This window comes from Erythrobacter sp. S267 (assembly GCF_057365045.1).
In genome coordinates, this window is sequence record NZ_CP200298.1 from 2,997,063 (window position 1) to 3,017,816 (window position 20,754).

General features: G+C 60.5%; 19 protein-coding genes, 1 tRNA gene and 1 pseudogene. 12 read left to right on the top strand and 9 right to left on the bottom strand.

What is annotated here, in order from left to right; all coding sequences use genetic code 11:
• Positions 1 to 15: 15 nt before the first annotated feature.
• The 5 genes from petA (at position 16) to AC0V6X_RS14170 (ending at position 5,511) form a co-directional block, all read left to right on the top strand.
• Positions 16 to 582 carry a ubiquinol-cytochrome c reductase iron-sulfur subunit gene (petA, locus tag AC0V6X_RS14150; protein ID WP_486185186.1) on the top strand — a complete coding sequence of 189 codons (567 nt, stop codon included), beginning with the start codon at positions 16 to 18 and terminating at the stop codon, positions 580 to 582.
• Between the two features lie 57 nt (positions 583 to 639).
• Positions 640 to 1,986 (top strand): cytochrome b, encoded by a 1,347-nt coding sequence (locus tag AC0V6X_RS14155; RefSeq protein ID WP_486185187.1) that lies wholly within the window; start codon positions 640 to 642, stop codon positions 1,984 to 1,986.
• Positions 1,987 to 2,035: 49 nt separating this feature from the next.
• Positions 2,036 to 2,881, top strand: coding sequence for a cytochrome c1 (locus tag AC0V6X_RS14160; protein ID WP_486185188.1), 846 nt, complete (start codon positions 2,036 to 2,038; stop codon positions 2,879 to 2,881).
• 126 nt (positions 2,882 to 3,007) lie between these two features.
• Positions 3,008 to 4,876 carry a cation:proton antiporter gene (locus AC0V6X_RS14165; protein WP_486185189.1) on the top strand — a complete coding sequence of 623 codons (1,869 nt, stop codon included), beginning with the start codon at positions 3,008 to 3,010 and terminating at the stop codon, positions 4,874 to 4,876.
• A 14-nt stretch (positions 4,877 to 4,890) separates the two neighbouring features.
• On the top strand, positions 4,891 to 5,511 hold the full coding sequence (locus AC0V6X_RS14170) for an OmpA family protein (protein ID WP_486185190.1): 621 nt from the start codon (positions 4,891 to 4,893) through the stop codon (positions 5,509 to 5,511).
• On the opposite strand, the gene AC0V6X_RS14175 is transcribed toward AC0V6X_RS14170, so the two are convergent.
• The 6 genes from AC0V6X_RS14175 to panC form a co-directional block, all read right to left on the bottom strand.
• Positions 5,494 to 6,228 carry a 3'(2'),5'-bisphosphate nucleotidase CysQ gene (locus AC0V6X_RS14175; RefSeq protein WP_486185191.1) on the bottom strand — a complete coding sequence of 245 codons (735 nt, stop codon included), beginning with the start codon at positions 6,226 to 6,228 and terminating at the stop codon, positions 5,494 to 5,496. The two genes, AC0V6X_RS14170 and AC0V6X_RS14175, sit on opposite strands and share 18 nt — an antisense overlap.
• An 8-nt stretch (positions 6,229 to 6,236) precedes the next feature.
• Positions 6,237 to 8,159, bottom strand: a complete 1,923-nt coding sequence (cysN, locus tag AC0V6X_RS14180) for a sulfate adenylyltransferase subunit CysN (RefSeq protein ID WP_486185192.1) — start codon at positions 8,157 to 8,159, stop codon at positions 6,237 to 6,239.
• 109 nt (positions 8,160 to 8,268) lie between these two features.
• Entirely contained in the window at positions 8,269 to 9,207 is a 939-nt protein-coding gene (cysD, locus tag AC0V6X_RS14185; RefSeq protein ID WP_486185193.1) for a sulfate adenylyltransferase subunit CysD, read from the bottom strand.
• Between the two features lie 138 nt (positions 9,208 to 9,345).
• A tRNA-Gly gene (locus AC0V6X_RS14190) sits at positions 9,346 to 9,419 on the bottom strand.
• Between the two features lie 171 nt (positions 9,420 to 9,590).
• A complete protein-coding gene (locus tag AC0V6X_RS14195) occupies positions 9,591 to 10,637 on the bottom strand; it encodes a DUF475 domain-containing protein (RefSeq protein ID WP_486185194.1) in 1,047 nt (348 codons plus the stop codon).
• A gap of 47 nt (positions 10,638 to 10,684) precedes the next feature.
• Positions 10,685 to 11,542: a pantoate--beta-alanine ligase gene (panC, locus tag AC0V6X_RS14200; protein WP_486185195.1), complete on the bottom strand. Its 858-nt coding sequence runs from the start codon at positions 11,540 to 11,542 to the stop codon at positions 10,685 to 10,687.
• Positions 11,543 to 11,636: 94 nt separating this feature from the next.
• Between panC and AC0V6X_RS14205 the strand changes: the two genes are divergently transcribed.
• The 7 genes and pseudogenes from AC0V6X_RS14205 (at position 11,637) to AC0V6X_RS14235 (ending at position 18,491) form a co-directional block, all read left to right on the top strand.
• Positions 11,637 to 12,515 carry a division plane positioning ATPase MipZ gene (locus AC0V6X_RS14205; protein WP_486185196.1) on the top strand — a complete coding sequence of 293 codons (879 nt, stop codon included), beginning with the start codon at positions 11,637 to 11,639 and terminating at the stop codon, positions 12,513 to 12,515.
• A 3-nt stretch (positions 12,516 to 12,518) separates the two neighbouring features.
• Positions 12,519 to 12,851, top strand: a complete 333-nt coding sequence (locus AC0V6X_RS14210; RefSeq protein WP_486185197.1) for a J domain-containing protein — start codon at positions 12,519 to 12,521, stop codon at positions 12,849 to 12,851.
• A 79-nt stretch (positions 12,852 to 12,930) separates the two neighbouring features.
• The gene (gene pgmG / locus AC0V6X_RS14215) at positions 12,931 to 14,367 is read left to right on the top strand and encodes a phosphoglucomutase/phosphomannomutase PgmG (RefSeq protein WP_486185198.1); all 1,437 of its coding nucleotides are present in this window, start codon (positions 12,931 to 12,933) and stop codon (positions 14,365 to 14,367) included.
• Positions 14,368 to 14,395: 28 nt separating this feature from the next.
• Positions 14,396 to 15,220, top strand: coding sequence for a DUF2059 domain-containing protein (locus tag AC0V6X_RS14220; protein WP_486185199.1), 825 nt, complete (start codon positions 14,396 to 14,398; stop codon positions 15,218 to 15,220).
• Positions 15,220 to 17,721 (top strand): ligase-associated DNA damage response DEXH box helicase, encoded by a 2,502-nt coding sequence (locus AC0V6X_RS14225; protein ID WP_486185200.1) that lies wholly within the window; start codon positions 15,220 to 15,222, stop codon positions 17,719 to 17,721. Before AC0V6X_RS14220 ends, AC0V6X_RS14225 begins: the two co-directional genes overlap by 1 nt.
• Before the next feature lie 99 nt (positions 17,722 to 17,820).
• Positions 17,821 to 17,910 (top strand): annotated as a pseudogene (locus AC0V6X_RS14230) (nucleotidyltransferase domain-containing protein); the annotation flags it as partial.
• A 167-nt stretch (positions 17,911 to 18,077) separates the two neighbouring features.
• Positions 18,078 to 18,491: an aminoglycoside adenylyltransferase domain-containing protein gene (locus tag AC0V6X_RS14235; RefSeq protein WP_486185201.1), complete on the top strand. Its 414-nt coding sequence runs from the start codon at positions 18,078 to 18,080 to the stop codon at positions 18,489 to 18,491.
• A 283-nt stretch (positions 18,492 to 18,774) separates the two neighbouring features.
• Here the strand turns inward: AC0V6X_RS14235 and AC0V6X_RS14240 are convergent, their stop codons facing one another.
• From AC0V6X_RS14240 to AC0V6X_RS14250, 3 genes are all read right to left on the bottom strand, one after another.
• Positions 18,775 to 19,221 carry an ExbD/TolR family protein gene (locus tag AC0V6X_RS14240; RefSeq protein WP_486185202.1) on the bottom strand — a complete coding sequence of 149 codons (447 nt, stop codon included), beginning with the start codon at positions 19,219 to 19,221 and terminating at the stop codon, positions 18,775 to 18,777.
• 30 nt (positions 19,222 to 19,251) lie between these two features.
• Positions 19,252 to 19,788, bottom strand: a complete 537-nt coding sequence (locus tag AC0V6X_RS14245; protein ID WP_486185203.1) for an ExbD/TolR family protein — start codon at positions 19,786 to 19,788, stop codon at positions 19,252 to 19,254.
• A 151-nt stretch (positions 19,789 to 19,939) separates the two neighbouring features.
• Positions 19,940 to 20,719: a MotA/TolQ/ExbB proton channel family protein gene (locus tag AC0V6X_RS14250; RefSeq protein ID WP_486185204.1), complete on the bottom strand. Its 780-nt coding sequence runs from the start codon at positions 20,717 to 20,719 to the stop codon at positions 19,940 to 19,942.
• Positions 20,720 to 20,754: the final 35 nt, after the last annotated feature.

The following is a 20,754-nucleotide window of genomic DNA, read 5'->3' on the forward strand; positions in this document are numbered from 1 at the left end:
GCAGGGTACTTTATCATGGCTTCTACTGCAGAAGGCACCAGCACCGAAAACGGCACTGAAGAAGGTGTCCGCCGCCGCGACTGGATCCACATTGCAGCACTCAGCACCGCCGGCGTTGGCGCTGCTTCGGTTGTTATTCCGCTGGCTTCGCAGATGGCGCCTACCGCTGACGTTCTCGCCGCGAGTACGACCGATGTCGATGTCTCCGCGCTCGAGCCGGGTCAGTCGATCAAGGCAACCTTCCGCGATCAGCCGCTCTTCGTGAAGCGCATGACCGCTGAAGAAATCGCCGAAATGGCCGCCGTCGACGCCGCTTCCCTGCGTGATGCGCAGACCCTTGAAGAGCGTCTTGGTGAAGGCAATGAAGATATCCTGATCCAGCTTGGCGTGTGTACGCACCTTGGTTGTGTGCCGCTGGGCGCTGGTCAGGGCGAGGACAAGGGTGAGTTCAACGGTTACTTCTGCCCCTGCCACGGTTCGCACTACGATGCGGCCGGTCGCATTCGCAAAGGCCCGGCGCCGACCAACCTTGCTGTGCCGGAATTTGAATTCCAGTCGGAAACCGTCATCCGCGTTGGCTGATCTCTCGTAGTTTCAGTCACTAAACCTAGATACGCAGATCAAACGTAAGAGAGCATCATGAGCTTTGCTTGGGCTAAGAATTACGAACCGCAAAACGCCTTCACCAAGTGGATGGACGAAAAGCTGCCTGTGCCGCGCCTCGTCTATAACGCAGTGGGTGCTGGCTATCCGGTGCCGCGCAACCTGAACTATATGTGGAATTTCGGCGTGCTCGCCGGGTTCTTCCTGATGTTCCAGATTGTGACCGGCGTTGTCCTTGCAATGCACTATGCCGCGAACACGGATGTCGCTTTTGCTCAGATCGAGCACATTATGCGCAACGTGAATTACGGCTGGCTGATGAAGAACGCGCACGCCAACGGGGCGAGCTTCTTCTTCATCGTCATCTATCTGCACATTTTCCGCGGCCTTTATTTCAGCTCCTACAAAGCTCCGCGTGAGATGATCTGGCTGCTCGGCGTGGTCATCTTCCTGCTGATGATGGCGACCGCTTTCATGGGTTACGTGCTGCCATGGGGCCAGATGAGCTTCTGGGGCGCGAAAGTGATTACCGGCCTGTTTGGCGCGATCCCGCTGGTGGGTGAGCCGCTGCAGACCTGGCTGGTTGGCGGCTTTGCGCCGAACAACTCGACCCTCAACCGCTTCTTCTCGCTGCACTTCCTGCTGCCGTTTGTGATCGCCGGTGTGGTTATCCTCCACATCTGGTCGCTGCACATTCCGGGTTCGTCGAACCCGACCGGCGTCGAAGTGAAGAAGGAAAGCGATACGGTTCCGTTCCACCCCTATTACACCGCCAAAGATGGCTGGTTCCTGGGGCTGTTCCTGATCTTCTTCGCCGCGATCGTGTTCTTCGGTCCATATGCTCTGGGTCACCCGGACAACTGGATTGAGGCGAACCCGCTCTCGACCCCGGCGCTGATCGTGCCTGAGTGGTACTTCTATCCGTTCTACGCGATCCTGCGCGCCTTCACCGGTGACCTGACGATCCCGTTCACCGGCATAGTTCTGATCGAAGCCAAGCTGCTGGGCGTCATCGCGATGTTCGCATCGATCCTGGTGTGGTTCTTCCTGCCATGGCTCGACAAGAGCCCGGTGCGTTCGGGCAGCTATCGTCCGCTGTTCAAGAAGTTCTTCTGGTTCGGTCTTATCCCGACCATGGCTGCTCTGTTCTATCTGGGCGGTGCCAAGCCGGAAGAGCCCTTCATCGTGCTGAGCCAGATCTTCACGGCCTATTACTTCGCGCACTTCCTGGTGATCCTGCCGATCATCAGCCAGATCGAAGTTCCCAAGCCGCTGCCTTTCTCGATCACCGAAGCGGTGCTCGGCAAGGACGCAGATGCTCCGGCAGCTACGACGAAACCTGCCGGTGACACTGGCGGTGCGGTTCCGCAGCCGGCTGAGTGATCGTTCGAGCTAACCCAATACTGACCCGACAAATAGAAAGAGACAGGTCATGACCATTCGTCTTGGAGGCATCATTTTCGGCATAGCCCTCACCGCCATTCTGGTGTTGTGGTCGCTGCTGCCCGGATTGATCAATTACGCCTCGCCTGAAAAGCCTGACTATTATGCGTTTCAGGAACCAAACCTGACGCCAGAGGGCGGCTTCTCCTTTGAAGGGCCGATGGGCACCTGGGACACGCAGCAATTGCAGCGCGGTTATCAGGTCTACAAAGAGGTCTGCTCGGCCTGCCACTCGATCAAATATGTGGCGTTCCGCAATCTGGAGCAGCTCGGCTACACCGAAGACGAAGTGCGCGCAGAGGCGGCAACTTGGCAGGTTCCGGGGATCGATGACAAGGATGGTTCGGCCATCACGCGTCCGGGTCTCCCGACCGACCAGTTCCCATCGCCTTACGCCAACGACGTTGAAGCACGCGCTTTCAACAACAACGCGCTTCCGCCTGACCTTTCGCTGATGGTGAAGGCGCGCAAGGACGGCACCAACTACATCTACTCGCTGATGCAGGGCTACACCGAGCCGAGCGAAGAAGATCTGGCGATCTCGCCTGACTTCACGACCGGTCCGGGGCTCTATTTCAACGAGCACTTCTACAACATTAACATCGCCATGCCGCCGCAGCTGATGGATGGTCTCATCACCTATGCTGACGGCACGGAAGCAACGGAAGAGCAGATGGCGCAGGACGTGGCTGCGTTCCTGACCTGGACCGCTGAGCCTTCGCTGATCCAGCGCAAGCAAACCGGTTGGTTCGTGATCCTGTTCCTGGCCTTTGCGACCGGCCTTGCGTTCTTGTCCTACAAGCGCATCTGGGCAGGCATGAAGCCGAAGAAATAAGCCTTCGCTTACAGGGGCATCCCTCTAAGCATAGTTTTTTGAGGCGCCCCATCGTCCCTTTAGTGGATGATGGGGCGCTTTTCGTTTAAGCGTCCGCACACTTCAGGAGACCCAAGCCCTATCGCTATGGAAAGCCAAGCCATTGTCATCGCTGCCGTGGGCGCCTTGGGCGTTGGCGCGCAGTGGATTGCGTGGAGGACTGGCTGGCCGGCGATTGTGCTGATGCTGGCGGCGGGCTTTATCGCCGGGCCGATCACCGGGCTGATCGATCCGGAGGCCGCCTTTGGAGACATGCTCGACCCAATGATCAGCGTCGGGGTGGCGCTGATATTGTTTGAGGGCGGGCTGAGCCTCGATCTCAAAGAGCTCCGACACTCGGGCAAAGCCGTTTGGCGATTGGCCACTGTCGGCGTGCTGGTCGGATGGACGCTGGGCACGCTCTCGGCCTATTATATCGGCAACCTCGTCTGGCCAGCCGCGGTGCTGTTCGGCGGCATTCTGATCGTCACCGGGCCAACGGTCGTCATCCCTCTCTTGCGCCAAGCGAACATCCAGACCCGGCCCAATTCGATCCTGAAATGGGAAGGCATCGTCAACGATCCCACCGGCGCTTTATGCGCGGTGATCGCCTACGAATATTTCCGGCTCTTGAGCGACAATCCGGGCGCTTCGGTGGTCGACGTCGTGCCTCCACTGATCATTGCCGCGCTGCTCGCTGGCCTGATTGGCTATGCCGCGGCGCGTCTTGTCGCCTACCTCTTCCCACGCGGAGCGATCCCGGAATATCTCAAGGTGCCCGTCTTGTTCACCACTGTGATCGGCGTCTTCGTCCTCACCAACCAGATCGAGCATGAAGCGGGCCTTGTCGCGGTGACGGTCATGGGCATCACGCTTGCCAATCGCGAAGTGTCGTCAATGCGATCGATCCATCCCTTCAAGGAGAACATCGCGGTCCTGCTCGTCTCGGGCATTTTCATCCTGCTGGCTTCCAGCCTTTCGCTTGAGGAGCTGAAGGTCTTGAACCCGCTTGAGCCTGAGGGCCTGCGGCTGATGCTGTTCCTGCTCGCACTGCTGTTCCTCGTCCGCCCGGCGACCGTGCTGATCAGCCTGCTGGGCACCGATGTTCCGTGGAAGGAGCGGCTGTTCGTCGCCTGGATTGCCCCGCGCGGGATCGTGCTGGTGGCTATCTCTGGCCTGTTTGCTCTGCGGCTTGAGGATATTGGCATTGCCGGCGGGCAATTGCTGATTGGTCTCAGTTTTGCCGTGGTCGTCGTCACCGTCATCGCGCATGGCTTTACGATTGAGCCGGTGGCGCGCTGGCTTGGCGTGAAGGGCAAGTCCCGCCCCGGCCTCTTGATAGTCGGCTCAACTCCGTGGTCGATCGCGCTCGCCAAGCAGATGGAGGAGCTCAAAACTCCGGTCATGGTCGTGGATCAGAGCTGGCAGGCTCTCGGCGCGGCGCGGCGCGAGGGGCTGCCCTTTTATCACGGCGAAATCCTGAACGAGGCGACCGAGCATAATCTCGACCTATCGCCCTATCAGGTGTTGGTCGCTGCGACCGATAATGAGGCCTATAACGCGCTCGTCTGCAACGAATTCGCGCATGAGATGGGCCGAGACATGGTCTATCAATTGGGCGACAATGTTGAGGAAAGTGACCGCCACGCTTTGCCTGAGAGCATCAGGGGCCGCGCGCTGTTCACCGACGGGATGGGCGTGTCCGAGGTCAATGCCAAGCGTCAGAAGGGCTGGGTCTTCAAGAAGACCAAGCTGTCTGACGAATTCGACTTTGAGGACGCGCAGGAAAAGCTCCCCGACAGCGCGACCATGCTGCTGCTGGTGCGCAAGAGCGGCACCTTGCGATTCTTCACCCACGCCGCGACGCCGATACCGCGTGCAGGCGACACTATCGTGACTTTTGCGCCGCCCAAGCCCGTCGCTGCGCCGACTGCGGATAGTTCAGATAAGTCCAGTTCCAAACCTCAACCGACATGATTAGACCGCTGCCCATGCATCACGCTCGCCCCATCCTGACACTGCCCCTGACCCTGGCCGCTCTCCTAGCGCTTGCCGCCTGCGTGCAAGAAGCGGAGGAAGATCCGGCGATGGAGGAAGAGACAGCGGTCATCGAGTTTGAGGGGCCTGAACCTGTCTCGATCCTGCGCCCGGATGAGGGTGAGGATACAGAGCCTGCAACGCCGCTCCCACCGTTGAAGACCACGATTGGGTTTCCCGGCGGGGGTGATCAGCTCGACGCTGACGCTGTGGCTGCTTTGGAAAGTTTGCTTGAGTACGAACAGTTGGCGCTGGGCTTCCCCATCACGCTGCGCGCGCACAGCGATTCAGCTGGAACGGATAAGGCCAATCTTGATGCGTCTCAATCGCGCGGCCTTGCCGTTGCCGAATGGCTGATCGGCAATGGGGTGGATGCAGACCGCATCTCTGTCATCGCATTCGGAGAGCAGAACCCGGTCGCGCCCAACGCTCTCCCTGATGGTTCCCCCAATGAAGACGGCCGCGCGGCCAATCGACGGGTGGAAATCGAAGTCGCTACAATGAAGCTGACGATCAGCAGCACTGACGACGCGGACATGGATGCGGGCGCTGGCTCATCAGAGACCAGCGACTAGCCTCAGCACCTCTTCCGCATATTCCGGGCGGCAGATCAGCAGGTCGGGCAGGTAGGTGTCTTCATTGTTGTAGCGGATCGGCGAACCGTCGATGCGCGAACAATGCAGGCCGTGTGCCGCCGCTACTGCAACCGGCGCGCAGCTGTCCCATTCATACTGCCCGCCCGAGTGGAGGTAAATCTCCGCCTCTCCGCGCACCACGGCCATGGCTTTCGCGCCCGCGCTGCCCATGCCGACAAGCTCTCCGCCCATGGCTTCGCACACGGCGGTCGCCTCTTTCGCAGGCCGCGTGCGGCTGACGAGAAAGCGGGGTTTGGCAGCGGCGTCAGCAAGCGGCGCGGTCTGGTCGGTGCGCAGGACAGTGCCTCCGTCTAGCCCCGGCAGAGCCACAGCGCCGATGGTCGCAACGCCGTCGATCGCAAGGCCGACATGCACCGCCCAATCGCTGCGCTTCTCGCCATATTCGCGCGTGCCGTCGACCGGATCGACGATCCAGACGCGCGATTGTGACAGGCGCTGCGTCGAATCCTTCTCCTCTTCGGACAGCAAGCCATCGTCAGGGCGCGCCGCCCTTAGAGCATGGCACAGAAACTCGTTCGCCGTCGCATCGCCCGCTTTGCCGAGCGCCTTGCCTTCAAAGACGCCACTCTCGCGCACTTCGACAAGAATGCGGCCAGCAACAGCGGCCAAATGCGCGGCCAGTTCGGCGTCTGTCATATGCTCACTCATTTGAGAGGAAGGATCTGCTTGATGATGTAATCCGCCGCTTCCGCCGGGGTCATATCCACCGTGTTGACGTGAATGTCCGCGCGCTCGGGCGCTTCATACGGGCTGTCGATCCCGGTGAAGTTCTTGAGCTCACCGGCACGCGCCTTCTTGTAGAGGCCCTTCACATCTCGGCTTTCGGCGACTTCCAAGGGCGTATCGACGAAGACCTCGATGAATTCGCCCTCGGGCAGCATATCGCGCACCATCCGGCGCTCTGCGCGGAAGGGTGAGATGAAGGCGGTGAGGACGATGAGGCCGGCGTCGACCATCAGCTTCGCCACCTCGCCAATCCGGCGGATATTTTCGATCCGGTCGGTTTCGGTGAAGCCGAGATCCTTGTTCAGCCCGTGGCGCACATTGTCCCCATCGAGCAGGAAGGTGTGGCGGTTCATGAGGTTCAATTGCTTCTCAACCTCGTTGGCGATTGTGCTCTTGCCAGAGCCCGAAAGCCCGGTGAACCACAGCACTTTGGGCGTCTGGTTCTTGAGGCCAGCGTGATCTTCTCGCGTGATCGTGGTCGACTGCCAGTGCACATTCTGCGCGCGCCGCAAGCTGAAATCGATCATGCCAGCGCCGACAGTCGCATTGGTGAACTTGTCGATCAGGATGAAGCCGCCAAGCTGGCGGGATGTCGCATAGGGCTCAAACGTGATCGGGCGGTCGGTCGAAAACTCCGCAACGCCGATGGAATTGAGCTCCAAAGTCTTCGCCGCAAGGTGCTCGAGCGAGCCCATGTCGATTTCATGCTTGGGCGGTTGGACGGTCGCGGTGACCATCTGGCTGCCGAGCTTCAACCAATAGCCGCGCCCCGGCTTCATCGCCGTCTCGTCCATCCACACGATGGTGGCGCAGAACTGGTCGGAAGCCTCTGGCGGATCGTCGGCAGCCGCGATGACATCTCCGCGCGAGCAATCGACCTCGTCGGCAAGCGTCAGCGTGACCGACTGGCCCGCGACGCCCTCTTCAAGGTCGCCGTCGAACGTGGTCACGGTCTTCACCGTGCTCGTCTTGCCTGCGGGCACAATCCGCACCGCATCGCCCGGCTTCACACAGCCGCCGGTTATGAGACCAGCAAAGCCACGGAAGTCGAGGTTCGGGCGGTTCACCCACTGCACCGGCATGCGGAATGACCGCTCCTGCGCGGCGGTGTTGGCGAGCTCGACCGTCTCCAGATGATGGATCAGAGCGGGGCCGCCATACCACGGCGTATTCGCACTTGGAGAGGCCGTGATATTGTCGCCTTTAAAGCCCGAGATCGGGATCGCGGTGAAGTCTTCGATGCCGACCTCTTTGGCGAACTCAGAATACTCGGCGACGATCTTGTCGAAGACCTCTTGGTCATAGTCGACAAGGTCCATCTTGTTCACCGCCAGCACCAGATGCTTGATCCCAAGCAGGTGGGTGATGAAGCTGTGCCGCCGCGTCTGCTGCAATATGCCCTTGCGCGCATCGACGAGGATAACGGCGAGGTCCGCGGTCGAGGCGCCGGTGACCATGTTGCGCGTATATTGCTCGTGCCCCGGCGTATCGGCGACGATGAATTTGCGCTTCTCGGTCGTGAAAAAGCGGTAGGCAACGTCGATCGTGATGCCCTGCTCACGCTCGGCGGCGAGGCCATCGACCAGCAGCGCAAAGTCGATCTCTTCGCCCTGCGTCCCGTGTTTCGCGCTGTCGCTTTCCAGCGCGGCGAGCTGGTCCTCAAAGATCATCTTGGAATCGTAGAGCAAGCGCCCAATCAGGGTCGACTTGCCGTCATCCACACTGCCGCAGGTGATGAAGCGCAGCAGGCTCTTGTGCTGATGCGCTTCGAGATAGGCGTCGATATCTTCGGCAATCAGCGCGTCGGTTTCAAAGCTGGGATGGTTTTTGTGTTCTGTCATTCTTTTCCGTCATCCCAACGAAAGCTGGGATCTCCTGCAAGAGGCGAGAGGCCCCGGATCAAGTCCGGGGTTGACCTTTCGTGAGCCACTTCGTGTCTAACGTGGCAGGTCAAAAATACCCCTCCTGCTTCTTGTCTTCCATCGAAGCGGACTGTCCCTTGTCGATCGCGCGGCCTTGACGCTCAGAGCCGGTGGCGAGCAGCATCTCTTGGATGATCAGGTTCATGTCGGTCGCCTCACTCTCGGTCGCGCCGGTCAGCGGGTAGCAGCCAAGGGTGCGGAAACGGACCGAACGCTCGATCACTTCCTCGCCCTCTTCAAAGCGGAAACGATCATCATCGACCACCAGGATCAGGCCGTCGCGCGTCACGGTCGGACGCTTTTGCGACATGTAGAGCGGCACGATGTCGATCTTTTCCAGCGCGATATATTGCCAGATATCCAGCTCGGTCCAGTTGGAGATCGGGAAGACGCGGATACTCTCATCCTTGTTCTTCTTCGCGTTGTAGAGGTTCCACAGCTCGGGCCGCTGGTTCTTGGGGTCCCAGCGATGGGAAGCGGTGCGGAAGGAAAACACACGCTCCTTGGCGCGCGCCTTTTCCTCGTCCCGGCGACCGCCTCCGAACGCGGCGTCAAAGCCATGCGCGGTGAGCGCTTTTTTGAGCGGGTCGGTCAGCTGGGCCTGGCTATAGAGCGCGCTGCCGGTGTCGAACGGGTTGATGCCCTGTTCCTCGGCATCCTCGTTCTCAGCCACGATCAGCTCCAGCCCGTATTCCTTCACCGTCTTGTCGCGGTGGTCGAGCAGCGCCTTGAAGTCCCAGCCGGACGCGACGTGCAGCATGGGGAAGGGCGGCGGCGAGGGGTAGAACGCCTTGCGTGCCAAATGCAGCATGACGGACGAATCCTTGCCGACCGAATAGAGCATGACCGGGTTTTCAGCCTCGGCCACGACTTCGCGGAAGATATGGATGCTCTCGGCTTCGAGGCGTTCCAGATGGGTAAGATTACGCATGGCAAGTGCTGCTAAACGCTGCGCTGCACAATGCAATGGTAGTTTTGCTTGTGAGGGGCCAAGCCACCCGCTCCCTCCACCCTTCCACCCGGATCATCACTCCGGAGTAGCATCCGGGTGGAAGGGTGGAGGGAGCGGGTGGCTGGGAAACGAGCGTCAGCGAGCAAGAAACTCTGGAGCGGGTAAGGGGAATCGAACCCCTCTAGCCAGCTTGGAAGGCTGGAGCATTACCACTATGCTATACCCGCCCGCTCTTGGAGGCGCGCCTTTGCCATCGAATCCAGTCTTGCGTCAAGCAGGAGTGTCTTTTCTGCGATGCCGCGCCAGCCCACTCCCTCCACCCTTCCACCCGGATCATAACTCCGGAGTAGCATCCGGTTGGAAGGGTGGAGGGAGTGGGCTGGCTTGGAATGCGAGCGTTAGCGAGCCGATACCACCGCATCCGCCCGGTTCGCCCGCACCGACGCCCAGAAGGCGATCCCGATCAGCGTTGCTCCGATCAGGCCGGTGATGACCTCAGGGATATGCGCAAAGGTGTTCACATACATAATCACCGCCAGCGCCAGGATCGCGTAGAACGCGCCATGTTCGAGATAGCGATATTCGCTCATTGTGCCCTTGCGCACGAGGAAGATCGTCATTGAGCGCACAAACATCGCCCCGATGCCCAGACCAATCGCGATGATGATCAGGTTGTTGGTGAGCGCGAAGGCTCCGATCACGCCGTCGAAAGAGAAGCTCGCATCGAGCACTTCGAGATAGAGGAACGCGCCAAAGCCCGCCTTGGCGACGTCTCCGGTGGAGGGCGTTGGCGGTTCGAGCACGTGGTTGACGATCTCGACCGCGAGAAAGGTCAGCAACCCTCCGATGGCGGCGATGATGAAGGTCAGCGCGTCGCCATCCGCCAGCATGGTCGAGGTTGCCCACGTGCCCGCGAGCACAATGCCGATCGCCATCGCCTCAAGGTCCGCGACCTTGGCCAGCGGGCGTTCAATCGGGCCGATCCAGTCCAGCTCCTTATCCTCGTCGAAGAAGAAGCTGAGGCCGACCATGCCGAGGAACGCCCCGCCAAAGCCCATCAGGCCGATATGCGCGTCGCTGACGATGCGCTGATATTCCTCCGGTTCGCTCAGCGCTAAGCTCACCGCGTCAATCGGGCCAAGCTGTGCTGCGACCATCACAATCAGGATCGGAAAGACGATCCGCATCCCGAACACGGCAATCGCGATACCCCAGGTGAGGAAGCGTTGCTGCCACACGGGGTCCATGTCTTTCAGGATCGAGGCGTTGACCGCGGCATTGTCGAAGGAGAGCGAGACTTCCAGCACCGCCAGAACCGCGCAGATCCACAGGATTGAGAGCACGCCTTCCACGGTCCCGTGCACGCTCCAGCCATACCAACCGCCCAGCGCCATACAGGCGGCGGTGAACAGCAGTGAGCCCCAGAAGTGCTTGAGTAGTCCCATTATCTATCCCTGAAATCCCGCCAAAAACCCCATGGCGCGGCGCGGCTTTACGCGCCGACCGCCATATTGTCGATCAGCCGCGTCCCGCCAATCCTTGCTGCGACCAGCAGGCGAGCGGCTTTCCCGTCAAGCGCTAAGAGCGGATTGAGCGAGGCTGCGTCGGCTAGGGTCGCGTAGTCGATGCTGGCGAAACCTGCGCTGGTGAGCGCTGCCTTTAGTGAGTCCAGAGAAGACGCAACATCCGCGCCGCCCTCAACCGCGGCGATGGCCTCTTTCATCGCGCTTGGCAAAGTCGCGGCGGCGGCGCGGTTCTCCGGAGAAAGGTAACGGTTACGGCTCGACATGGCGAGGCCATCCGCCTCACGCACAGTGGGCACTCCGATGATCGAGAGAACGTGCGGGTGGGTAAGGTCAAGGTCACGCGCCATCGCCCGGATGACGGCAAGCTGCTGGAAATCCTTCTCGCCAAAGAAAGCCATGTCGGGGGTGACCTGATTGAACAGTTTGTTCACCACCGTTGCGACCCCGTCGAAATGGCCGGGGCGGTCGGCTCCGCACAGCCCTTCGCTGACGCCGGTGACCGAAATGCTGGTGACGAAGCCTTGCGGATACATCGCCGCCACATCAGGCGCCCAAAGCAGCGCGCAGCCTTCGCCCTCCAGCATCGCCGCGTCCGCTTCGAGCTGGCGGGGATAGGCGTCCAGATCCTCATTCGGGCCGAATTGCGTCGGGTTGACGAAGATGGAGGCGACCACATGATCGCAGGCTTCGCGAGCGCGGCGCACCAGCGTCAGGTGCCCGTCATGCAGCGCGCCCATGGTCGGGACGAGGCCGATGGTCGAACCACCTTCGCGCAGTTTTGCAACCTGCGTTCTCAACACATCGAGCGAATGCGCGGTCTGCATGGGACACCCTTTCCAATCCTGTTGAGTGTGCTTAGCCCTTCGGCTACTTCCCGCCAACGTTACGACGCCAATCGGCCTGGGAAAGACTGCTCGAATGACTTCTGATAAAGCGCCTGAAGGGAGCGACAAGAGCACGCCCGCCGCCAAGGCCAAACAGGCTCAACAGCCCAAACTCACCCACCGCATCGTCTTTGCCAATGAAAAAGGCGGGACCGGCAAGTCGACCACCGCGGTGCATATCGCGGTGGCCCTGTCCTATCTCGGCGCGCGGGTGACGATGCTCGATCTCGACCCGCGCCAGCGCACCTCGCATCGCTATATGGAGAACCGTTTCCACACGATGCAGCGGCGCGAGCTGAACCTGCCGACGCCGGCCTGCGAGGTGTTCAAGGGCCGCTCTCCGGAATCGCTCCTGATCAAGATCGACAAGCTGGAAGCCGATTGCGATGTCCTGATCATCGACAATCCGGGGCGTGATGATCCGCTTGCCCGCGCGGCGGTGGAGCTGGCGGACACGCTGGTGACGCCGATGAATGACAGCTTTGTCGACTTTGACTTGATCGGTCAGGTTGACCCCGAAAATTTCAAGGTCAAGAAACTGTCCTTCTTCGCCGAGCTGATCTGGGAAGCGCGGCTCAAACGCAGCAAGGTCACGATTGAGCAAAAGCGCCCGGAAATGGACTGGATCGTGGTGCGCAACCGCACCGGCTACACCGAAGCGCGCAACATGGCCCGCATTGAGCGTGCGCTTACCGAAATGTCCAAACGCGTCGGTTTCCGCGTTGTCCACGGCCTGTCGGAGCGTGTCATCTACCGCGAGCTGTTCCCTTCTGGGCTAACCCTGCTAGACAAGGGGCATCTGGGCGATCTTGGCACCAGCCATTTGGTCGCGCGGCAAGAGCTTCGGACATTGTTAAAGTCTATGAATCTGCCAGACTTTGGTGGCCGAGGATCGTCGTTGGAGGCCGCCTAAAAGATGCTCATGAAAATCGCTGTCCTGCTGGTGCTTATCTGCATCTTTTGCCGCTGGGCGCTCGGCAAATGGCCATGGCAATATATGGACGGGAAACCGACCCATGCGCAGGCGCTGCGCAATGCGCGCGAGCTTTTGGGCGTGAAGCGCGGCGTGGATCGCAAGACTATCCTCGCTGCGCACAAACGCGTGCTCGCCAGCGTCCATCCTGACCGGGGCGGAAGCAATGCGCAGGTGCATGAAGCAAACGATGCGCGCGACCTGTTGCTCAGCGAACTTCCGCGCGAAGAACGGATCGAAGCAGAAGAGCAAGACGATCCCGGCGAGGAAAGCTGAAAGCGCGCCAAGGCTGCTATTGGCAGGTCAATCCACGCCGCTTAAACTGCCGCCAACATAGTTTAGGACACAGCTTTTCATGACTCACAATTTCGACCCCACAGTGCTGCGCGAATACGACATTCGCGGGATCATTGGCGAGACGCTTGGCCCCGATGATGCGCGCGCGATCGGTCGCGGTTTCGGCACTCTCTTGAGGCGGGCCAAAGAGGGCGCTGCCGCCACAGTCGCGGTTGGCTATGACGGCCGGGTCAGTTCTCCCATGCTCGAACACGCTCTGGTTGAAGGGCTGACGGCGAGCGGCTGCGACGTGGTCAAGATCGGGTTGGGCGCAACGCCGATGCTCTATTACGCGGAAGCCTCAGCCGAAGATGTAGACGGCGGCATTCAGATAACCGGCAGTCACAATCCCCCCAATTATAACGGCTTCAAGATGGTATTTCAGGGCCGTCCGTTCTTTGGGGCCGACATCCTCACTCTGGGGGAGCTGGCTGCGGTCGGTGACTGGGAAGACGGGGCTGGCGCTGTCTCTTCGCGCGACATCCTGGGCGAGTATGTCGAGCGAATGCTCGAAGGATTGGCTGGGATCGATCACGCTGCCCTCTCCTCGCTCAAGGTTGGCTGGGACGCCGGGAACGGCGCTGCTGGCCCCGCTCTTGAGGCTCTCGTCGCTCACCTGCCTGGCGAGCATCATTTGCTTTTCACTGAAGTGGACGGACATTTTCCAAACCATCACCCCGACCCGACGGTTGAAGAGAACCTGACCGATCTGCGTGCGCTTGTCGCTGAGAAGCGACTCGACTTTGGAGTGGCCTTTGACGGCGACGGAGATCGGATAGGTGCGATTGATGGGGATGGTAGAGTGATCTGGGGTGATCAACTGCTAATGATCTACTCCGAAGATCTACTTAGGCGCGCTGGCGGGAAGCACGCTGGCGCGACGATTATCGCCGATGTGAAGGCATCGCGCGTGCTGTTTGACCATGTCGCGAAGCATGGCGGTGAGCCCCTGATGTGGAAGACGGGGCACTCTCTAATTAAGTCCAAAATGAAGGAAACTGGCTCTCCGCTGGCGGGCGAGATGAGCGGGCATGTGTTTTTCGCGGACGAATATTACGGCTTTGACGATGCGCTTTATGCGGGCGTCCGGCTGCTCGCGGCCTCTGCGCGGCTTGGCAAATCGGTGACGCAGCTGCGCAGTGCAATCCCCGAAATGCTCAACACGCCGGAAATGCGCTTTCAGGTGGATGAGGCCCGCAAATTCCCCGCCATCGCCGAAGTGAGCGAGCGGCTGACCACCAATCCGGGGCCAGAGGTTGAGGATGTGAACGCCACCGACGGCGTGCGCGTTTCGACCAAGGACGGCTGGTGGCTGCTGCGCGCCTCGAACACGCAGGACGTGCTGGTCGCCCGCGCAGAAAGCGACACCGCCGAAGGCCTCGAACGCCTGATCGCCCAGATCGACGAGCAGCTTTCTCTGTCAGGTCTGGAACGTGGTGAGAGTGTTGGGCATTGATGGGATAGAATTTGGGAGCTTTCGCAGAATGAAACGTATTCTTTTGGCCGCCGCTGCTGGCTTTTCCCTCTCTCTCACCGCCGCACCGCTCGCCGCGCAAGAGGTCGCTTCCAACGAACTCACCCAAGAGGATGCCGACGCGCTTGGCGCAATGTTTGGCGACTTGTTCGGCACGGCTGAGCCGCTCACGCCGGAACAAGAGGCACGGCTTGGGGCTGCAAAGGCAGTCGTGCTCAAGCTGTTCCCCGAAGGCACCTACGCCCGGATGATGGAAGAAAGCATGGCGCCGATGATGGAAGCCATGATGGGCGATTTTGGCGATACGCCATGGATTGCGTTGAGCAGGCTAACCGGGCTTGACCCCACGACCTTGTCCGGTCTTGACGAAGGCAAGTTGCAAGCGGCAGTTGATCTGCTCGACCCGGCTGCTGCGGATCGCAATGCGGCTATGGGCGGATTTATGATGGCGCTGGTAGCGGACGTAGTGATCGAGATTGAGCCCGCCTATCGCGCTGGTCTTGCCCGCGCCTATGCGGTGCGCTTTACTGAGGCTGAGTTGACCGATCTCAACGCCTATTTTTCGACCCCGGTCGGCAAGAAATATGCCGCGGAGAGCTTCCTTATCTTCGCTGACCCGCAGGTGATGTCGTCAATGAACGAGATCATGCCCTCCGTCATGCAGCGCATGCCTGCACTGATGGAGTCTATGGGCGAGGCGGCATCGCAATTCCCTGAAGGGCGCACATTTTCCGCTCTCAGCGCGGACGAGCAAACCAAGCTGGCGGCGCTGTTGGGTGTGAGCGAAGAGGAGCTGGCGGAGGCGGAGGCTTCCGCGAACCCTGACGCTTTCTGATGGGCGCAGCTGAACCGGCGCTCCCCCCCGAAATACCAGCGGAGATTTCCGACTGGTTCAACGCGCGCGGGTGGCGTATTCGGCGGCACCAGCTCGAAATGCTGGCCAAGGCGCGCGAGGGTAAGGACGCGCTGCTGGTTGCGGATACTGGTGCGGGTAAGACGCTGGCCGGTTTCCTGCCGACCCTGTGCGACTTTGCGCCTTCCACGCGGCAGCCGCCGCCCGAGGGTTTGCACACGCTCTATGTCTCTCCGCTCAAAGCGCTCGCCCATGATGTGAAGCGCAATCTGCTCACTCCAGTTGAGGAGATGGGGCTGCCCATCACGGTTGAGACGCGCAGCGGGGACACCTCCTCCGACCGCAAGAAGCGCCAGCGGACCAAGCCGCCCAATGTGATGCTGACGACGCCGGAGAGCCTCTCGCTGCTGCTCTCCTACCCGGAAAGCGCCGATTTGTTTGCGAACCTCAAGCGGGTGGTGGTGGACGAGGTTCACGCCTTCGCCACCGGTAAGCGCGGAGACCTCTTGGCCCTGGCACTGGCGCGGCTCCAGAAACTCGCGCCGGAGATGCAGCGCGCGGCGCTTTCCGCGACACTCGCCGACCCGCGCAGCTTTCAGGAATGGCTCGCGCCCCAATCCGCTGATGGCACGGGGGAGATCGCCTCGGCTTACCTGGTGCTGGGCGAGGCCGGGGCTGAGCCGCAGGTCGAAATCCTCCTCCCCGAAGAAGCGCGTGTGCCGTGGGGCGGGCATGCCGGGCGCTGGGCGGTCGACCAGCTGATGGAGGCGATCAAGGACAACCGCACGACGCTCGTCTTCACCAATACGCGCTTTCTGGCGGAGTTTATCTTCCAATGCCTGTGGGAGGTGAACGAGGAGAACCTGCCCATCGGCGTCCACCATGGCAGCCTCTCCAAAGAGGCGCGGCGAAAGGTTGAGGATGCGATGGCGGCGGGGGAATTGCGCGCGCTGGTCTGCACCGCGAGCCTCGACCTTGGCGTCGATTGGGGTGACATTGATCTGGTCGTCCAGATGGGCGCGCCCAAGGGCTCCTCGCGCTTGCTGCAACGGATCGGGCGGGCAGGGCACCGCTTGGACACGGCGAGCCGCGCCATGCTCGTTCCCGGCAATCGGTTTGAGTTTCTCGAAGCCATGGCGGCTAAGGACGCAGTCGACGAAGGCATGCGCGATGGCGAGGATTTTCGCGCAGGCGGCCTCGATGTGCTCGCCCAGCATGTCATGGCCTGCGCCTGCGCCGGACCGTTTCACGAGGATGACCTGCTCGCCGAAGTGCAGTCCTCGCTCGCCTATGCCTGGGTTGACCGGGAGGCGTTTGAGCGGGTTCTGCGCTTTGTCGAGAGTGGCGGTTATGCCTTGCGCGCTTACGATAAGTTCAAGCGGATCGTGCGGCTTAAAGACGGCACTTGGCGGCTCACCCATCCCAATCAGGCGCAGCGCCACCGGATGAATGCCGGGATCATCGTCGATTCCGAGATGTTGACGGTGCGCTTCAAGAAAGGGCGACAGCTGGGCAAGGTGGAGGAACGCTTTGCCGCCCAACTCTCCCCCGGCGACACCTTCTTCTTTGCAGGTCTGAGCCTTGAGACAGAAGGCATCAAGGACATGGACCTGATCGTGCGCGCGGCGAAATCCAGCGCGACGATCCCGAGCTACGGAGGCCTGCGCCTGCCGCTCACCACGCATCTCGCGACGCGGGTGCAGGCGATGCTCGACGACCGTGCGGGCTGGGGGCGCTTCCCCGACGATGTGCGCGAATGGCTGGAGGTGCAGGACTATCGCAGCAGGCTCCCTCGGCCCGGAGAGCTGCTGGTCGAAAGCTTCCCGCACGCGAAGAAGCACTACACGACCTACTATACGTTCGAGGGGTGGAACGCGAACCAATCGCTGGGCATGCTGATCACCCGCCGGATGGAGGATCGCGGGCTGCTGCCGGGCGGCTTTGTGGCGAATGATTACTGTCTGGCGGTGTGGGGTCTGAAGCCGGTCGACGACCCCAAGCCCTTACTCTCACCCGACATTCTCTCCCACGAATTCACAGAGTGGGTGACCGAAAGCCACCTCCTACGTCGCGCTTTCCGAGAGGTCGCCGTGATCAGCGGGCTGGTCGAACGCCAGCATCCCGGCAAGCGCAAGACCGGCAAGCAGGTCACCTTCTCAACCGACCTGATTTACGACGTGCTCAAGAAATACGAGCCCGACCATGTGCTGCTAGAGGCCGCCTGGGCCGATGCACGCGCGCGGATGACCGATGTGGGGCGTCTGGCGGATTTGCTTGAACGCTCGCAGCACGAATTGGTCCATGTAGAGCTGGAGCGGGTCAGCCCGCTGGCTGTGCCGGTGATGACGATGATCGGGCGCGAGTCGGTCCCGCAAGGCGCCGTCGATGACGAGCTGCTGCTGGAGGCGGAGAGTCTGGCTGGTGAGGCGATGCGGATTGATCCCTTAGAGGGACCTGAGCTGGAATCAGGGGAGGGGGATTAGCGCTTGAAAGCCCTTGTCGATCTGTTCGGAAAAGGTTCTCCGATACCCCCCTATCTTGAGGCCGTCGCAGCTCAGCATCGGGATGTTTTGGGCGACGAATTGCTCGCGCTCTACCTTCATGGCTCTGCGGTTCAGGGGGATTTCCGCCCCGGTATGAGCGACATCGACATTCTGGGCGTTGTCGCAGGGAGCCTCGGGCGGGAGCAACGCGCGCAGCTGACGGCGCGGTTGAAGAACGACGCATTACCCGTGCCCTCTTTCGGTTTGGAACTGATATTGTGCACGCGCGACGCGGTTCAGGCGCCGGTTGAGGCTATGCCGTTCGAATACGCCTTGTCGACCGGTCATGAGTGGGGGTGCAAGTCGAAGTCAAGGGCAGCACCAGCGACATTCTGGTTCACATGCAGCTATGCAGGCAGGCGGGCGTGGCCTTGGCAGGGCCCCCCTGCGGCGAAGTTCTGGCAGCAATTCCGCGCACTCCCTTCAAGGCAGCGCTTGCGGCTGAGATGGTATGGCACAGGAATGATCTGCGCTCCGGGCCAACGCAGCAGGCGATTGTAAACGCGGTGCTAAATGCAGCCCGTTCGCTCTATGCTGCTGCGAATGGAAAGATTGTGTCCAAAACCCAAGGTGGGCAATGGTGGCTGGAGCAGCACCCCGACGATCAGATCGTCGTCCAAGCATTGAAATTTCGTGCAGGCCAAAGCGAAACCGGCCCACCTTTGGAAGCTGCTCAAGCCTATCTGGAACAGGTCATTGAGGCTCTGTAGCGCGCGCCGTCACGGGGCCACATGCTTGTCAATCAAACGCGGCGTAGCGGTGGTTGCGGATTAAGGCGAAGCGCTTGGCGCAACCTCGCTGCGTAATCGCGGAGCACGGTCCACACAGTGGACCGCAAGGGCGACGGCCCGCCCGCAGCGACGCGACCTTTAGGTCGTGTGTGCGAACAACAAACAAACCGCTATTCCAACAAAAAACCCCGCGATTTCTCGCGGGGTCCTTTGCTTGAGGGGGTTGCTTTGAAAGCCGACCCTCAAATCATGTTGGCGGTGATTAGCCTCCGCCTCCGCCCTTGCCGAAAACGCGATATTTCTCGTTTCCGACGAAGCCGAACTTGGTCACGCCTGATCCCTTGATGACCTGCAAAACCTTGGCTGACAGATCGTAGCTGGCATTCGGCTCAGGCTCGAACTGAAGCTCTGGCTCAACCGGGAGTGCCATCGATTCTTGCAGCAAGGTCACAAGCTGACCCTGGCTGATCGGATCAGCATTCCACAGGATGACGCCATCTTGGGTCAGCACCAGCTTGTTCTTGATCGGATCAACCATGTCGGGCTGCGGCGGCGAGTCCCCTTGCGGAAGATCGATATCGACCGAGTGGGTCGCGACCGGGATGGTGATGATGAACATGATCAGCAGAACGAGCAAAACGTCGATCAGCGGAGTCATATTCATATCGAGCATCGGTTCGCCGTCGAGTTTGCCTCCGGACATACCCATGTCAGTTACTCCTTAAATCTTATTCGTCGATCAGATGCCGGGCTCAACCGGGTTCGAGATGAACCCAACGGTTGGATAGCCAGCGCGCTGAATGTTGAAGATCGCCCCGGCAACGCAGCGCCATGGCGCTTCTTTGTCGGCACGGATGTGGACCTGCGGGATCGCATCCGGGTTCTGCATGATCGCTTCTGGACCACCGGCAGCCTGGACGATGCCGTCCAGACGGTTGAAGGCCAGATCATACAATTCTTCAGACGTCACCGGAGTGATGTTGTTGAAGTAGATCCGGCATTCGCCGTTCCGTGTTGCGCCCAGGAAGCCTGAACGGATGGTTCCCGCCGTTGCACCCGTTTCATCAGTGGTGCTGATGGTCAGCTGCAGGTTCTCCACCTTGTTCTGGGCTTCCTGCGATTCAAACACCGGAATCTCAAGCTGCTCGATCGTCTGAATCGCCACCGGAACCGCGATGAGGAAGATGATCAGGAGAACCAGCATCACGTCCACCAGCGGCGTGGTGTTGATGTCGGACATTGGGGTATCGCCCCCGCCTCCCGTCGAAATCGCCATTGTGAATTCCCTATCTGCTCAAAGTTTGAGCGTTAACTCGAATGTAGCGCAGTGTGTCGCCTTGAAAGGGTCAACGCTGCCTGTGAAGAAGTCTTCAGTGGTGGGCTGGGGACGCATGCGTGATGCGCCCCCGTGCCACACCGAAAAGGACTTACTTCTTCGCAGCCGGAGCAGCAGTGGCGGGCTTGGCCGGAGCCTTCTTGGCCGCCGGTGCAGCGGTCACAGCCGGCTTCACGTTACCGTCCGAGCTGATGTAGGCGAGGATGTCGGTCGAGAAGCTGGAAAGCAGCTCAGCGATGCGACGGTTGCGCGACTGCAGCCAGTTAAAGGCAAGCACAGCAGGCACAGCCACGACCAGGCCGATGGCGGTCATGATGAGTGCTTCACCAACGGGCCCTGCAACCTTGTCGATCGAAGCCGAACCGGAGATGCCGATGTTGATGAGAGCGCGGTAGATGCCGATCACGGTGCCGAGCAGGCCGATGAACGGTGCGGTTGCACCCACCGATGCGAGGAACGGCAGACCGCCGGAAAGCGACGAATTGATCGAGTCTTCCGAACGCTGAAGCGAACCGTGCATATAGTCATGCGCTTCGAGCTTGTCGGTCATCTGAGAGTGCTTCTTCTTGGCGGTTACTGCGTCTTCAGCGATCTGACGCCATGCGCCGTTCTTCTCGAGCTTGGTCGCGCCTTCTTCGAGCGAACCGGCACGCCAGAACTTGCTGCCAACGCTGCTGTACTGACGCATCACCTTGTTCTGTTCGAACAGCTTGGTGATGAGGATGTAGAAGGTGCCGATCGACATGATGATCATGACACCAAGAATGGTCCAAGCGACGGGGCCGCCTTCTTCCATAGCTTCCCAGAAACCGAACTTGTTTTCGATCTCGTTGGCTTCGGCAGCTGCAGCCGTCAGGTAGTAAAGGTTCATTGCGAATAGTCCTCTTAAAAAATTGTCCCAGAGAA

Bases quoted from the DNA above. Each gene is read 5' to 3' on its own strand.
- AC0V6X_RS14165 (WP_486185189.1), top strand. From the start codon at position 3,008: ATGGAAAGCCAAGCCATTGTCATCGCTGCCGTGGGCGCCTTGGGCGTT.
- AC0V6X_RS14175 (WP_486185191.1), bottom strand. From the start codon at position 6,228: ATGACAGACGCCGAACTGGCCGCGCATTTGGCCGCTGTTGCTGGCCGC.
- panC (WP_486185195.1), bottom strand. From the start codon at position 11,542: ATGCAGACCGCGCATTCGCTCGATGTGTTGAGAACGCAGGTTGCAAAA.
- cysN (WP_486185192.1), bottom strand. From the start codon at position 8,159: ATGACAGAACACAAAAACCATCCCAGCTTTGAAACCGACGCGCTGATT.
- AC0V6X_RS14205 (WP_486185196.1), top strand. From the start codon at position 11,637: ATGACTTCTGATAAAGCGCCTGAAGGGAGCGACAAGAGCACGCCCGCC.
- AC0V6X_RS14245 (WP_486185203.1), bottom strand. From the start codon at position 19,788: ATGGCGATTTCGACGGGAGGCGGGGGCGATACCCCAATGTCCGACATC.
- AC0V6X_RS14225 (WP_486185200.1), top strand. From the start codon at position 15,220: ATGGGCGCAGCTGAACCGGCGCTCCCCCCCGAAATACCAGCGGAGATT.
- pgmG (WP_486185198.1), top strand. From the start codon at position 12,931: ATGACTCACAATTTCGACCCCACAGTGCTGCGCGAATACGACATTCGC.
- petA (WP_486185186.1), top strand. From the start codon at position 16: ATGGCTTCTACTGCAGAAGGCACCAGCACCGAAAACGGCACTGAAGAA.
- AC0V6X_RS14195 (WP_486185194.1), bottom strand. From the start codon at position 10,637: ATGGGACTACTCAAGCACTTCTGGGGCTCACTGCTGTTCACCGCCGCC.
- AC0V6X_RS14250 (WP_486185204.1), bottom strand. From the start codon at position 20,719: ATGAACCTTTACTACCTGACGGCTGCAGCTGCCGAAGCCAACGAGATC.
- AC0V6X_RS14220 (WP_486185199.1), top strand. From the start codon at position 14,396: ATGAAACGTATTCTTTTGGCCGCCGCTGCTGGCTTTTCCCTCTCTCTC.
- AC0V6X_RS14240 (WP_486185202.1), bottom strand. From the start codon at position 19,221: ATGGGTATGTCCGGAGGCAAACTCGACGGCGAACCGATGCTCGATATG.
- AC0V6X_RS14155 (WP_486185187.1), top strand. From the start codon at position 640: ATGAGCTTTGCTTGGGCTAAGAATTACGAACCGCAAAACGCCTTCACC.
- AC0V6X_RS14160 (WP_486185188.1), top strand. From the start codon at position 2,036: ATGACCATTCGTCTTGGAGGCATCATTTTCGGCATAGCCCTCACCGCC.
- AC0V6X_RS14210 (WP_486185197.1), top strand. From the start codon at position 12,519: ATGCTCATGAAAATCGCTGTCCTGCTGGTGCTTATCTGCATCTTTTGC.
- AC0V6X_RS14170 (WP_486185190.1), top strand. From the start codon at position 4,891: ATGCATCACGCTCGCCCCATCCTGACACTGCCCCTGACCCTGGCCGCT.